Raw genomic sequence first — 15,382 nt, forward strand, 5'->3', positions numbered from 1 at the left:
GTTGGCTGATCTTGTTAAAGGTTAATCTATGAAACCCGTTATTGCGCTCATTGGTCGTCCGAACGTCGGAAAATCAACGCTGTTTAACCAGATTACCAAAAGTCGTGACGCGCTTGTTGCAGACTTTGCCGGTCTTACTCGTGACCGTAAATATGGTGATGCAGTATACCAAAATAAATCATTTATCGTTGTAGATACTGGCGGTATCGGTGAAAACGAAGGTGGGATCGACTCTTACATGGCAGAGCAGTCTAAAACTGCGATTCATGAAGCAGATATGATTATCTTTGTTGTCGATGCGCGTGCAGGTCTTCTAGCATCTGATGAACAGATTGCGCGTGAGTTACGTACACTCGGTAAAAAAGTATTTTTAGTTGCCAACAAAGTTGATGGTGTTCATGCAGAGGCAGCATTGGTTGAGTTCTTTAAGTTGGGTATGGGTGAACCGATGCAAGTGGCTGCAAGCCATGGGCGTGGTGTTCAACAAATGCTCGAAGAAGTACTTGAAGATGTACCAGAAGATGACCTAAGTGAACAGCGTGATGAAGATACTGGGCTCCGTCTAGCGATTATCGGTCGTCCGAACGTAGGTAAGTCAACATTAGTTAATCGCCTGTTAGGTGAAGAACGTGTCGTTGCTTTTGACCAGCCTGGTACTACACGTGACTCAATTTACATCCCATTTGAGCGTGATGGTCGAAAATATACGCTCATTGACACTGCTGGTGTTCGTCGTAAAGGCAAAGTGGATGAAATGATTGAGAAATTCTCAATCGTAAAGACTTTACAAGCAATGAAAGATGCCAACGTTGTTGTTGTTGTTGTTGATGCGCGTGAAGGTATTGTTGAGCAAGACTTGCATTTGATTGGATATGCGATTGAAGCTGGTCGTGCGATGGTGATTGCGATCAATAAATGGGACAATATGTCAGAATATGATCGCAAACAATGTAAATTGGATGTTGAGCGTCGTTTTGACTTTATTCCATGGGCAAAAATCCATTTAATTTCTGCTTTGCATGGTACAGGTGTGGGTGAGCTTTATCCTTCAATCCACCGTGCATATGAATCTTCACGTTTGAAAGTATCTCCAGCGAAAATCACTGAGATCTTAAAAGATGCAACAGACGCGCATCATCCACCTAAAGTTCAAGGCCGTGCAATTAAAATGCGTTATGCGCATATCGGTGGTCAAAACCCGCCTACGATTGTGATTCACGGTAATAAAGTTGATAAAACCCCAGCTGACTATCGTCGTTACTTAGAAAACGTGTTCCGTAAAGTGTATAAACTAGAGGGTACACCTGTAAAAATTGAATTTAAAACTTCAGAGAACCCATTTGAAGGTCGTAAATCTCAAATTGACGAGCGTACTGCGGCACGTAAACGTCGTTATGTACAGAAGTTTAAGAAAGCCGAGAAGAAGTTCAAACGCGGTTAATCAATTGTAAATTTAGTCCAGAAAGCCCAAATGTGAAGTTTGGGCTTTTTTTATCATGCGAATAAATTAAGATAAATGGAATCACTGAGAACGTTATTATGACCCGTCATATTCAAATTGATATTTCTAAAATTTCTTCTTTTTTTCAAGTTCCTGAAAATCTAACACGTACTGAAGAAATCAGTCTTAGAAAAAAAATGATTCACCAATATCGTAACTGCTTACTAGGAAGTAAATTAAATAAAACAATAAAAAATGAGGATATTGACCAAACGAAAGATGGAAAACCTTTTTTGAAAAAAATCTCAAACTTTGAGTTTAACCATAGTCATAGTCAACATTATTATGCTTTAGTTACATCACATCATATTCGAGATTTGGGTGTGGATATTGAGGAGCTGAATCGATCAATTCGATTCGAAGCTTTAGCCAAACATGCATTTCATCCACTGGAATATGCGATATGGACAGAATTGGATTTTGATTCTCGCTATTGGTTTAAAGTCTGGACCATTAAGGAAGCAATTTTGAAGGCACATGGGATGGGAATCCGTATGAGCTTAAATGAGTTGAATACCAATGCCCATACCACACACATGGGTGGGGTTTGTGAGCATCCAGTCTTAGGGGTATTTGCGTATCAGAATTTTGAAATCATGGATTGTATGCTGACAGTCGCATGGCGAAGTGAATACTCTTGCCGTGGTTTTGCAATTCCTCAAATTCAAATCACTCAACATTAAAAAAGCCCATCATTTGATGGGCTTTTTGTATTGAATGTTTATTGAGGAATTTCTTCTTCCTCTTCAAATTCAGGTTTTACTTGAACAATAAAGTCTTGGCGGTTCAGACCACGCCACAATGCAAATGCAGTACCGATATAAATCGAAGAATATGTTCCGACAAAAACACCGACAAACATTGCAATCGAGAACCATTTCAAACCATCGCCGCCCATGATCATCATAGCAACGACCACAAGCAATAGCGTCATCGAAGTGTGGATGGTACGACGTAAGGTTTCAGTCAATGCAATATTGATGATCTCAAGAGGTTCTGCCCCACGAATTTTACGGAAGTTCTCACGAATACGATCCGAGACAACAATATTATCGTTTAATGAGAAACCAATAATCGCTAGAAGAGCAGCTAGAACGGTTAGGTCAAATGGCCACTGCATCAATGCAAAAATACCAAGAGTCACGATAATATCGTGAAATAGCGATAGAACAGCACCCATTGCCAACTTGAATTCGAAGCGAATCGTCACATAAATCAGCATGATAATCAGAGCCAAAGCCACAGCACCTGCTGATTTAATGTAAAGTTCGTTTCCGACTTGACCACCAACAACATCTACCTTAGGTACAGTCACGGTATTATTGTCTAATTGAACTGCGGTGGTAATTGCTTTGGTTAGATCTTCCGCTTCAATATCTTCTTGTACGGGCATACGAACCATTAAATCTCGTTCAGAACCTAAGGTTTGAACAACAGCATCATTAAAACCCGCATCACTTAATGCTTGCGTCACTTCAGAGGGTTTTACAGGATTGGCATAATTCAATTCAGCTGCAACACCGCCAGTAAAGTCTAATCCTAAATTCAGACCTTTAGTCGCGATAAAGAAGATACTTGCAATAGTCAGGATGATTGAAAGCCAAGCTGCTGGCTTTGCAATCTTCATGAAAGGAATTACGCGTTCGTTGTCTGGACGGCCGTATTGTTTTGATTCGAGTTGAGTATTTTCAGTCATGATAGATCTCCTAAATGCTCAACTTTTTCAAGTTACGTTTTTTACCGTAAATGATCTGTACAATTGCACGGGTTACTGTAATCGCAGTAAACATCGAGCAAACAATACCAATCATGAGTGTCACGGCAAATCCTTTGATCGGACCAGTACCAATGGCAAAGAGGATAAATGCAACAAGGAATGTGGTTAAGTTCGAGTCAAAGATGGTGTTATAAGCTCGATCATAACCTGCAACAATCGCCTGTTTAGGCGATGCTCCCCATTTGATTTCCTCGCGTATTCGCTCGCAAATTAGAACGTTTGCATCCACCGCCATACCGATGGTAATAACGATACCTGCAATACCTGGCAGCGTTAATGAAGCACCGATCCAAGACATAACCGTCAAGATCATGGCTAAGTTGAATACTAGAGCGAAGTTCGCAATGACACCGAATAAGCGGAAGAATACCACCATCCAAATTGCGACTAGGATAAATCCAATTTGAGTGGATAGTACGCCCTTATCGATGTTTTCTTGACCTAGGCTTGGACCGATAACACGCTCTTCAACAAAGTACATTGGTGCAGCGAGCGCACCTGCACGAAGCATTAAAGCTAGCTCAGCTGCTTCTTGAGGTGAATCTAAACCAGTAATACGGAACTGTGAACCCAGTACTGCTTGAATATTCGCTGCATTAATGACGACAGATTCAGTATATGGTGTGCGTACTTCAGTTTGTGCACCTGTTTCAGGATCTTCAACGTAACTGATACGTTGTTTATTCTCAATGAACAGTACCGCCATACGCTTACCAACAGCGCTACGAGTCGCATCTGACATTAACTTACCACCTGCATTATCAAGGGTAATGTTAACTTCTGCTGTACCACTATCTTGTCCAAAGCCTGAAGAAGCATTTTGTACACGCTCACCCGTCAGAATACGATTACGGTTAAGTAAAAGTTCACGACCACTGTCTAAAGACTCATAGGCGAATACTTCTGTCCCTGGAGGTAAGGGTTGACCATTATATTTCCCTGAATAAGGATCAATATATTGATCATTTAGATCAGATACCAAACGGAATTCTAAGTTTGCTGTACGACCTAAGATACGTTTTGCTTCAGCTGTGTCTTGGACACCTGGTAATTCAACCACAATACGGTTGCTACCTTGGGTTTGAACCAATGCTTCTGCAACACCAAGTTCATTAATACGATTGCGAAGTGTTGTTAAGTTTTGATCTAACGCATATGACTGAATTTCTTGCTTCGTGGTGTCTGTATAGGTTAAACGAAGACTGGCACCATTTTCAGTTGCAAGTGCTTGTTGAGTATATTTATTGCCGTTACGACGAAGTTGATCCATCGCTGCTGCACGATCTTCATTGTTAGCAAATTGAACAGTGATCGCATTGTTATTCAATGAAAGACTATTGAATTTGATCTTGTTCTCACGGAATTCGCGTCGCAAATCAGCAGCCGAAGTTTCCATACGCTGCGCAATAGCTTTGTCCATATCCACCTCAAGGAGGAAGTGGACACCACCGCGCAAATCAAGACCAAGTTTCATTGGTCGTGCACCGATTTTCTGTAACCATTCAGGTGTTGTTGGTGCGAGGTTTAATGCAACAACATAGTTTTCACCCAGACCTTCACGTAGGATATCTTTTGCTTTTAATTGGGCTTCAGAACTGTCTAAACGTAGAAGGGCAGCATTTTGAGTAAAGCTGTTATTGTGGGACTGGATATTGTTGCTTTTTAATAGTTGCTCTGCTTTTTGAATCACTGTGTCATCAATGACAGAACCAGCTTTTGCACCAGAAATTTGGATAGCTGGTTCATCAGGATACAAACTTGGCAGGGCATATAATGTACTCACGACTAGTACAACTAGAATGAGTAAATATTTCCATGCTGGGTAACGCATTCGCTTTCTTCTTAAAATGAAAAAAGTCGTGCAGCTGCACGACTATTTTATAATTAAAGGTTATTTAGAGTGCCTTCAGGTAATACTGAAATCACACTTGCACGCTGAATTTTAACTTCGTTGCCACGGTTTAATTCAACCACAGCGAAATCACCTTCGAGTTTAGTAATACGGCCCATTAAACCGCCTGCAAAAACGATTTCGCTGCCAACGCCTAAGCTCTCAACCAAAGTGCGATGTTCTTTCGCACGTTTTGCTTGAGGACGCCAAATTAAGAAGTAGAAAATTGCAATGAATACTGCAATCATCAATAAGTTAGCAACTAAGCTTGGTTGTTGTGCAGCTTCACCAGCTGCGTGTGCAGTCGAAATAAAAAGGCTCATTTCATTTTCCTAAACTAAAAATATCAAAAAAGATGATAAAAAATCGGCTTGTTCAGCAATTTACATTGTCTTTTTGCTCAGCGCAAATACTGATGTATTAATCTTGCGGACAAGGGGGTACTTCAAGCCCACGGCGTGCATAAAAATCGTGAACAAAATCATCAAATGTTCCGTTATCTAATGCATCACGCATCATTTCTGCTAAACGCAAGTAATAACGGAGGTTATGGATTGTGCCAAGCATTGATGCAAGCATCTCACCACATTTTTCTAAATGGTATAGATACGAACGGGTAAAGTTGGTACAAGTGTAACAATCACAATGCGGATCAAGTGGGCTTTGATCATGGCGGTATTTCGCATTTCGTATACGCACTAAACCGTCCGTAACAAAATAATGTCCATTACGTGCGTTACGAGTTGGCATTACACAGTCAAACATGTCTACACCACGACGAACAGCTTCAACGATGTCTTCTGGTTTGCCTACACCCATTAAATAACGTGGTTTATCCGCAGGCATTTGCTCTGGAAGATAATCAAGGACTTTGATCATCTCTTCTTTTGGCTCGCCTACAGAAAGACCGCCAATCGCGTAACCATCAAAACCGATTTCTTTTAATCCATTTAGTGATTCTTGGCGGAGGTCTTCATACATGCCGCCTTGAATAATACCAAACAGGGCATTGCGGTTTTTTAACACATCATGATGTTGAGTCTTACAACGCTTTGCCCAACGCAATGAAAGTTGTAGAGATTTCTGAGCTTCTTCGTGAGTCGCTGGATAGGGTGTACATTCATCAAAAATCATCACGATATCTGAATTCAATGTATGTTGAATATCCATCGAAATTTCAGGAGAAAGGAAGACTTTAGAGCCATCAATTGGAGAGCGGAATGTTACGCCGTCTTCTTTGATACTACGCATTGCGCCTAAGCTAAATACTTGGAAGCCACCAGAGTCAGTCAAAATTGGTTTATTCCATTTCATAAAACCATGTAGACCACCGTGCTCACGAATGACATCTAGACCAGGGCGTAGATATAAATGAAAGGTATTCCCTAAAATGACCTGTGACTTAATTTCTTCAATATCACGTGGGAGCATGCCTTTAACAGTACCGTAAGTTCCGACAGGCATAAACATCGGTGTTTCAACGACACCATGTTCCAAGGTTAAGCGTCCGCGTCGAGCGCGACCAGACTGACCTAATTTTTCAAACTTCATAAATTGTCCAAATCGAGGCGAAAAAACAGTTCGCTGATTGATAGCGATAAAGCGCTCTATTTTCCTAGATTCGCGCAGTTTATGCTAGAAAAATTACATTATTCTTAACGACTTGGATTTTTGTATATGAAAAATTACAAGAGATTCATGATCTTGCTAAACAATGAAGAAATCTGCTTATTCTTTGCTCAGATGTGCAGTTTTTGCGGTACCCTAAACCCTAATATGAATAAATCGTAATGGATAAACAATGTGATTCTCTAAGATATTGCCACTTTTTAAGGTGGAATCCTTATTTGAAATTAGGGCGATAATCAAAATTTTGTTGCGCTTTATGATCTGTAAATGGGCGAATAGGTTTCTTTGCGAGGCTGATACTGTTGATTAAGTTATTTGGAAAAACTTGAATCAAGTTATTAAACTCTTCGACATTTCGATTGAATATTGAAATTGCAGCGCTGACATTTTCATTTTGCTCTTGAATGTCATGCATCATTTGCTTGTAAAGCTGATCAGCTTTGAGATCTGGATAATTTTCAACAACCACATTTAAACTCTTCATTAACGACTGACTTAGCGCTTCAATATGCTGAAGCTGAGCTACATCAGTTGATTGTGTATTGAGATTTAGGATTTGTTGGCGTAAGGCTGTGATATTTTCTAAAGTTGATTTTTCAAACTCAGTGTATTGAGATAAATTTTGCTCAAGATGATCTAATGTTTTAATTTTCTGACGTTCAAAATTTGTGACATCTGACCAAGCACGCTGAGAAGCATTCAAATATCGAACGATATTATTTCGAACCCATATTCCCCAAACAATAATCAAAACAAAGATGGAAAGAAAAATGAATAAGCCCACGCGCATTACCTAATATGATCGTTATTATGCGACTAAGTTTAGCATGCTCTGTTTGAGTTGTTGATAATTTGGCATGGTTAATGTTCTTAAGTAACCGCGCAAAGCGGATATATTTTTGATCTCTTTGATTTCAAGTTTGTGTGTGACGTCAAATAAATCGCGATCTCCCAAATAACACATGATTTGGTCATGAGGGTGGAAAATTAAGTCGCCCTGGTGAATTCGATAAAATTTAATCAGTTTGAGTGTGGTTGATGGCGTCATGATCTTTGCGAGTTGTAAACGATCTGTACCGTAAATCTGAACTTTTTTACGTAGCTCTAAATCACTGCTCTCCCAGCGCTCTGTATATGGTGTGGTGAACCCTTTCTTTCTACTGGTCGTGGCTAATCCTAGTGGTGATATATCAAATACAAATACGCCCCAACGATGACGTTCAATTTTTTTTAATTTTTGTGGTGTTTTATTTTGCTCAGGCAGATTGACTTCATCAATAAATCGGTAATGAAAAAGCATAACAGGGAAATCTTGGTTTTGAGCGTTTTTCCACGTGGTGGAGGCAAACTTCAAAATGTCATTGGCATGGTTACCTTGATTAAACAAAGGAAATTTTTGCCTTAGCTGACTTATGATCAAGGTGTTATGTCTATTTGTTCCAAGGTGTGATGGCGTTGAATAAGCTTCTATACCGAATTTAAAACCAATCGTTCGCTCTTCAAGAAATGAAATCACTTCATGAATAGGTTTATTCGGTTCATAAATTATATATGCAATCAGGATAAGTATCGCCGATGCGCTATATGCCATCCATTTTAATGTGTCAAAAATAGGAAAGAGCGAAAAAACAATGAATATGATGGCAAGCGTAACTAAAAATTTAGGTATGCCATTGTGAAAAAAGAGTTGGGTATTCGAACCCCATGGATGTAATCCTTGCAGGATGTCATCAGAATGTTGAGCAGAACGTCCAAGAGCCCAAAGCCGATCAACACTGGCCATAATTTGCTTGTTCTTTCGGGTGCGAAGGTGAAGCAGTTGCTGAACAGAATCAATCGGCATAGATCAGATCCTAATCTTTTGCTTGGTCAATCAACATTGCGTCACCATAACTAAAGAAACGATAGCGTTCTTTTACAGCATGTTGATACGCATTCAAAATATAATCACGATTGGATAGGGCTGAAACAAGCATTAATAATGTTGATTCTGGAAGGTGGAAGTTAGTAATTAAGCGATCTACTACTTTAAATTCATAACCAGGATAAATAAAAATCTGAGTATCACCAGTCCAGCCCTTCAGTTGGCCATCATTGGCTTGAGCCGCACTTTCAGTTGCGCGTGTTGCAGTCGTTCCGACGGCAATCACTTTATTGCCTCGATCTTTAGTCGTCTTAATCAATGCCATAGCTTCATCGCTGACTTGGCACCATTCACTGTGCATGATGTGATTTTCGATATCAGTGGTGCGTACTGGTAAAAATGTACCTGCACCTACATGTAAAGTGACAAATGTCTTGTTTACACCTTTATCTTCAAGTTTTTTTAATAGTTGTTCATCGAAATGCAGAGATGCCGTTGGAGCTGCAACGCTGGCAATTTTTGTAGGATCATTAAATACGGTTTGATAACGTACAGTATCAATATCTTCTGCTTCTCGGTTGAAGTAAGGTGGAATAGGCAATGCACCATACTGATCCAATACATCTAAGATTGGTTTGGAAAATTCCACCACATAGAGATTTTCATGGCGCCCTTGAACCGTAACTTTAAGCTCATCTGATCCGACAAAAAGCTCAGCACCTGGTTTTGGTGAGTTACTTGCTTTGATATGGCAATGAGCAATAAATTGATCAAGCATTCTTTCAACCAGAACCTCAATCGCACCACCCGAAGCACGCTTACCTTTCAAGCGAGCTTTCATTACCTTAGTATCATTTAGAACTAATAAATCACCTTCATTAAACAGGTCTAAAATATCGGTAAATTGGTGATCGTCATATTGACCATCGGCTTTAAGATGAAGTAAGCGAGAAGCGCTTCGCTCTTCAAGAGGGTAACGGGCAATAAGTTCGTCTGGCAGTTCAAAGCTAAAATCAGAAAGTTGCATAAGAATATAAAAATGGAATCAGCAAAAATTTTGGCATTAGTATATGCTTTTTTTGCCCAGTTCGAGTTGAGTTTGGTGGTTAAAAAAGCATAATGCATGCTATTGATTTAAAAATAGGCGCTTGAGTCAGTTTTTGCATTGACAAAGAAAAGAAAAACGATATTATACCGAACACAACCTTTCCCGAGGTGGTGAAATTGGTAGACGCGGCGGACTCAAAATCCGCTGTCAGAGATGACGTGTCGGTTCGAGTCCGACCCTCGGGACCAAATACTTAAAGGCCTTCAAGCGTATTCAGACTTGAGGGCCTTTTTATTTGTTTTAAATAAATTAAGGAATTTTAAAATTTCAAATGAAGATTTGATGAATAATATAATGTAAGGAGTGAGTAAATTTTACTTTAATAATAAATAGTTATAGTGTAGCCAAGTTATGGTCAGTATGCGCCTACGTTTTGTAGAGTGTTATTCATCTTTTGACCTGATATCCACTGCTAAAAATGCACTTTCTTAATGTTGGAGAATGTATTAGTCTTGATGAAATAAGGTTTCATTTCTTTATCATGAAATGAAATAATAAATTGTAATTTAATCAAAATTACAATTGATCATTGTTCCTTATCACTCCATGGCAGGAAGTAGGCATGAAACTAGAACTTATTGAAGTCGATCAAGCTGATCAGCTCAGTGCCTGCAAAATGTCTTTATTACTCGGTGTATCAACGCCAAAGAATCAACTTGAAAGTTTTTTGAGATTTGCGCGTGGCATTTTAAATGCGGAGTCAGCGATCTTAGCTTTTCATGATGAACCGTATGTGTGGCATTCATCTCCAAATGGATTTAAAGCTTTTAATGCCAATAAAAAAGCAAAATTATTACCATATTTTGCAGGTCAAACAGCGATTAGTCATGATCATCCTAATTACTCATCTTTTTCAGCACATATTCATCAACTCGGAGTTGATCACGAGCGAATTTTAGCCATTGATTTAAAAGTGAATGATGATTTTTCAATTGGTCAAGTGGTTTTATTTGATAATCAGCAGCAACCTTTTGATGATCAAAATTTAGAACTGGTTTATGATTTTTCAATGAGTTTAATTCGTATATTAGAGCTTCATTCGGATTATGCAGAACTCAAAGAATTATACGAACAACAATCGGCGCTTAATTTCAGTAAGACAAAGTTCTTCCAAATCATTGCACACGATTTACGCGCACCATTTCATGGCCTATTAGGTTTTTCTGATGTATTGGCCAATGAGCGTGAAAGTTTGGACGAAGACAGTGTACAGAATATCGCTGAATATTTACATGATACTGCTCAATCGACTTATAACTTATTGGAAAGCCTACTAAATTGGGCAATGGCTGAAGGCGGGAGATTTGTCTATCACCCTATTCAGTTTGAGCTTAAACAGGTGACGAAAATCGTCTTTGATGTTTTAAACACATTGGCTGTGAAAAAAAATATTCAATTGATTGAAAGTGTGCCGCAAGAGTTAAAAGTCTTTGCCGACATTAATATGATCACATCAGTGATTCAAAACTTGGTATCTAATGCCTTGAAGTTTACTCATGTGGATGGAACTGGAAAAGTTTTTATCGAAGCATCAAAATGTGACCAAGGTGTTGAAATTGCCATTCGGGATACAGGTTTGGGCATGACACCACAGCAAATTGAAAAGCTCTTTCAACCAGATTTGCAAGTTTCTATTCGCGGGACATCCGGTGAAAAAGGTGCTGGTTTAGGCTTGGTGTTATGTAAAAGATTTGTTGATTTGAATCACGGTGAAATTTGTGTCAGCTCTCAACAAGGTCAAGGTACGACTTTTAAAGTCATATTACCTGAAGCAGACGCTCATACAGCGCTATCTGCCACGCCAAATACGAGTAATCAAACATCTTTGGAAAAAGTGAACTAAATAGTCCACAAATTGCGTAAGGACTGATATAAAAGAGTTTTAGATTTATTCAGGCTTTTTTTCAAATGAATGCTGATCAGTTGCAAAAAACTCTTAGAGCCAGTCAATATGCAGAACAAGTTTATAATTTACATCAAACATTATTAGAACAAGATTATTCAACAGATCAATTTAATAAATTCTTAAGTACTGAACAAATCTATCACATTGTGCAAAGCGAGCTTGCCAACCTTCAAGATGAAAATGAATGGATGCGAAAAATTCGAATTTTGCGAGCGCGTTTTATGTTTCGGTGGATTTGGCAGGATGCGAACCGCCTTATCTCAGTCATTACATTGACTCGTGAACTTTCAGACTTTGCTGATGCGAGTATTGATGCAGCCAAAAGCTTTGCTTATTGTCCATTGCAAGCCAAACATGGAGAGCCGATCGGCTATAACGGTAAGCTTCAAGACCTTATCGTGATTGCAATGGGTAAATTGGGGGCTCAGGAACTTAATTTATCCAGTGATATTGATCTTATATTTGCCTTCGATGAGCAAGGTGAAACCAATGGTCGTAAATGTATTGATGTTCAGCAATTTTGCATCCTTTGGGGGCAAAAAATTATTTATTTGTTGGAACATATCACCGCAGATGGATTTGTATTCCGAGTGGATATGCGATTACGACCATGGGGTGATGGTTCAGCACTTGCAATCAGTCATGTGGCACTCGAAAAGTATCTCAGTCAACATGGACGTGAGTGGGAGCGTTATGCATGGATAAAGGCGCGTATTGTTACAGGAGGAAAGGAAGGGGATGAGCTTCTGGAAATGACTCGACCTTTTGTATTCCGCCGTTATGTGGATTACACCGCTTTTGCAGCGATGCGTGAAATGAAAGCGATGATTGAGCGTGAAGTTCAACGTAGAAATATTGAAGATGATATTAAACTTGGTGCAGGAGGTATTCGTGAAGTCGAGTTTATCGTTCAAGTTTTCCAGTTGATTTATGGTGGTTCAAAACTTGAGCTACAAGACCGTCAATGTTTAGTGAGTCTGCATCATTTGGGGTTTGTTGGATTACTTGAACCTGAAGTGGTAGATGAGCTTGAAAATGCTTATTTATTCTTGCGTCGTGTGGAACATGCTATTCAAGCCTTAAACGACCAACAAACTCAATCACTGCCTACAGAACCTGACCAAAGAAATCGCATCGTAGAGACACTTGGATTTGAGAGTTGGGATGCTTTCTTAAATGTTCTCAATGAGAAGCGCGCTAAAGTGACCTATCAGTTTGAGCATTTAATTAAAGAAAAAGAAGTAGATCCATTGGTTGAAAGCTTTAGCCAAATAGAGCAGCAATTGAATGAAGTTTTAGATGAGTCTGCTAAAAATTTGGTTCGTGAGTTTTGGTATGGACATGCCATCAAAAAATTACCCGCTAAAGCAGTTAATCGTTTAAAAGAGTTTTGGCCACATCTGATTCAAGCTGTTCTCGAATCGGATAATCCACAAGTCGCTTTGGTAAGACTCATGCCACTGGTTGAATCTGTGATGCGGCGAACAGTCTATCTGGTGATGTTAATTGAAAGTAAAGGAGCATTACAGCGACTCGTTAAAATGGCGACTGTAAGCCCTTGGATTTGTGAAGAGTTAACTCATTACCCAGTTTTACTCGATGAGTTTTTATCGATGGATTTTGAGTTACCTAAACGCCAAGATTTGGAGGATTCACTCAGACAGCAGCTGCTGCGTATTGAAATTGATCAAGTCGAAGATCAAATGCGCGTATTGCGCTTATTCAAAAAATCGAATGTTTTGACTGTAGCAGCAAGTGATGTATTGGCTGAAAGTCCATTGATGCGTGTGTCTGATGCGCTCACCGATATTGCTGAGGTTTCAGTTCAAGCAACTTTGAATTTAGCATATCAAATTACAGCCAAAAAACATGGTTACCCAGTAGATGCAGATGGTCAACGTTGTTCAAAAAATCATATGGCATTCAGTGTCATTGGGTATGGGAAATTAGGCGGTATTGAACTTGGGTATGGTTCAGACCTTGATTTAGTCTTTATCCACTATATGGATGAGCAGGCAGATACAGATGGCTTGAAACCAATTAGTGGTTTTGAATTTGCGATGCGTGTTGGGCAAAAGCTCATGTCGCTGATGACAACCCAAACTTTAGATGGTCGTGTGTATGAGATTGATACACGATTGCGTCCTTCAGGAGAAGCTGGGCTTCTCGTCACAAGCCTTAAGGCTTTTGAGCAATACCAACTTAAAAATGCATGGCTTTGGGAGCATCAAGCGATTGTTCGTGCGCGTAGTATAGCGGGTGAGCAAAGCTTAAGAGAAAAGTTTGAGGAATTACGCTGTCGTATTTTAACTTTGCCTCGAAATGAAGAAACGGTAAGAGCAGAAGTGCTAAAAATGCGTCAAAAAATGAAAGACCATTTAGGCTCATCAAATGAGCAAAAAAAAGATGGAATTTTTCATTTAAAACAGGATGCAGGTGGTATCGTTGATATCGAATTTATGGCACAGTATGCAGTATTAGCATGGAGTGGGACGAATCCTGATCTCGCCCATTACTCCGACAATGTACGAATCCTTGAGGATGCCGCAAAAACTGGCTGCTTATCCAGCGCCGATGCGACAGCATTGATTCAAGCTTATCTCCGTGAACGTGCCGAGAGTCATCGTTTAGCCCTTGCAAATCAATCCATGCAAGTGAGTGCTGCGAATTGGCTCGATACCCGTAAGGTCGTTTGCAAGCTATGGCAAAGATTAATAGATCCAACTGCATCAGTAGTTGGATAGAAATGACTGTGTATAAAAATTTGGAGTTTAGGTCATGAATTTGGCTGATCGTGATGGTTTTATTTGGCAAGATGGACAATTAGTTGATTGGCGTGAAGCAAAAACTCACGTCTTAACACACACTTTACACTACAGTATGGGTGTGTTTGAGGGTGTCCGTGCCTACGAAACTCCGAATGGAACGGCAATTTTCCGTTTAAAAGAACACACTAAACGTCTTTTAAACTCTGCCAAAATTTATCAAATGAAAGTTCCGTTTGATCAGGCGACGTTAGAACAAGCTCAAATTGATGTCGTACGTGAAAATAAATTGGCTTCTTGCTATTTACGTCCAATTATCTTTATTGGTTCGGAAAAGCTAGGTATTGCAGCGACGGATAATACAATTCATGCAGTGGTTGCTGCGTGGAGCTGGGGTGCTTACCTTGGTGAAGAGGCAATGGCGAAGGGTATTCGTGTAAAAACTTCTTCTTTTACACACCATCATCCTAACGTGACGATGTGTAAGGCGAAAGCATCAGGAAACTATACGCTGTCTATCTTGGCACACCAAGAAGTTGCGCACTCAGGTTATGACGAAGCAATGTTACTTGATCCACAAGGTTATGTGTGTCAAGGTTCAGGTGAAAACGTATTCTTAGTGCGTGATGGCGTGATTCATACCCCTGATATCGCTGGTGGTGCTCTTGATGGTATTACACGTCAAACGATTATTACGATTGCGAAAGACCTTGGTTATGAAGTCGTTGAACGTCGTATTACGCGTGATGAATTCTATATCGCTGATGAGGCATTCTTTACGGGTACTGCTGCTGAAGTAACGCCAATCCGTGAATATGATGACCGTCAAATTGGTGAGGGTGTTCGTGGTCCAATCACAACACAAATCCAAAAAGCATACTTCGATGCCGTACAAGGTAAAGACCCTAAATATGCTCACTGGTTAACATATGTGAAATAAT

General features: G+C 39.7%; 12 protein-coding genes and 1 tRNA gene. 6 read left to right on the forward strand and 7 right to left on the reverse strand.

Going from position 1 to position 15,382, the window contains the following annotated elements; all coding sequences use genetic code 11:
- The first annotated feature begins 28 nt into the window (after positions 1-28).
- The gene (der, locus tag FTV17_RS08585) at positions 29-1,441 is read left to right on the forward strand and encodes a ribosome biogenesis GTPase Der (RefSeq protein WP_035265604.1); all 1,413 of its coding nucleotides are present in this window, start codon (positions 29-31) and stop codon (positions 1,439-1,441) included.
- A 98-nt stretch (positions 1,442-1,539) separates the two neighbouring features.
- Positions 1,540-2,184, forward strand: a complete 645-nt coding sequence (locus FTV17_RS08590; RefSeq protein WP_179998934.1) for a 4'-phosphopantetheinyl transferase superfamily protein — start codon at positions 1,540-1,542, stop codon at positions 2,182-2,184.
- 38 nt (positions 2,185-2,222) lie between these two features.
- Here the strand turns inward: FTV17_RS08590 and secF are convergent, their stop codons facing one another.
- The 7 genes from secF to queA all read right to left on the reverse strand — a co-directional run bounded on the left by secF (position 2,223) and on the right by queA (position 9,689).
- Positions 2,223-3,200: a protein translocase subunit SecF gene (gene secF / locus FTV17_RS08595; RefSeq protein WP_179999020.1), complete on the reverse strand. Its 978-nt coding sequence runs from the start codon at positions 3,198-3,200 to the stop codon at positions 2,223-2,225.
- Positions 3,201-3,207: 7 nt separating this feature from the next.
- Positions 3,208-5,109 (reverse strand): protein translocase subunit SecD, encoded by a 1,902-nt coding sequence (gene secD / locus FTV17_RS08600; RefSeq protein WP_179998935.1) that lies wholly within the window; start codon positions 5,107-5,109, stop codon positions 3,208-3,210.
- A 53-nt stretch (positions 5,110-5,162) separates the two neighbouring features.
- Positions 5,163-5,492, reverse strand: coding sequence for a preprotein translocase subunit YajC (gene yajC / locus FTV17_RS08605; protein WP_035265599.1), 330 nt, complete (start codon positions 5,490-5,492; stop codon positions 5,163-5,165).
- Between the two features lie 97 nt (positions 5,493-5,589).
- Positions 5,590-6,720, reverse strand: coding sequence for a tRNA guanosine(34) transglycosylase Tgt (gene tgt / locus FTV17_RS08610; protein WP_035265598.1), 1,131 nt, complete (start codon positions 6,718-6,720; stop codon positions 5,590-5,592).
- 292 nt (positions 6,721-7,012) lie between these two features.
- Positions 7,013-7,582, reverse strand: a complete 570-nt coding sequence (locus FTV17_RS08615; protein ID WP_373687198.1) for a LemA family protein — start codon at positions 7,580-7,582, stop codon at positions 7,013-7,015.
- Between the two features lie 24 nt (positions 7,583-7,606).
- Positions 7,607-8,641: a hypothetical protein gene (locus FTV17_RS08620; protein WP_179998937.1), complete on the reverse strand. Its 1,035-nt coding sequence runs from the start codon at positions 8,639-8,641 to the stop codon at positions 7,607-7,609.
- A gap of 10 nt (positions 8,642-8,651) precedes the next feature.
- Entirely contained in the window at positions 8,652-9,689 is a 1,038-nt protein-coding gene (gene queA, locus FTV17_RS08625; RefSeq protein ID WP_179998938.1) for a tRNA preQ1(34) S-adenosylmethionine ribosyltransferase-isomerase QueA, read from the reverse strand.
- Between the two features lie 182 nt (positions 9,690-9,871).
- On the opposite strand from queA, the gene FTV17_RS08630 reads away from it, so the two are divergent.
- From FTV17_RS08630 to FTV17_RS08645, 4 genes are all read left to right on the forward strand, one after another.
- Positions 9,872-9,958 (forward strand) — tRNA-Leu (locus FTV17_RS08630).
- Positions 9,959-10,332: 374 nt separating this feature from the next.
- Positions 10,333-11,613: a sensor histidine kinase KdpD gene (locus tag FTV17_RS08635; RefSeq protein ID WP_179998939.1), complete on the forward strand. Its 1,281-nt coding sequence runs from the start codon at positions 10,333-10,335 to the stop codon at positions 11,611-11,613.
- 65 nt (positions 11,614-11,678) lie between these two features.
- A complete protein-coding gene (gene glnE, locus FTV17_RS08640) occupies positions 11,679-14,420 on the forward strand; it encodes a bifunctional [glutamate--ammonia ligase]-adenylyl-L-tyrosine phosphorylase/[glutamate--ammonia-ligase] adenylyltransferase (RefSeq protein WP_179998940.1) in 2,742 nt (913 codons plus the stop codon).
- Positions 14,421-14,454: 34 nt separating this feature from the next.
- Positions 14,455-15,381: a branched-chain amino acid transaminase gene (locus tag FTV17_RS08645; protein WP_179998941.1), complete on the forward strand. Its 927-nt coding sequence runs from the start codon at positions 14,455-14,457 to the stop codon at positions 15,379-15,381.
- The last annotated feature ends 1 nt before the right edge of the window (position 15,382 follow it).

Source organism: Acinetobacter sp. YH12239 (assembly GCF_013417635.1).
GTDB lineage: Bacteria > Pseudomonadota > Gammaproteobacteria > Pseudomonadales > Moraxellaceae > Acinetobacter.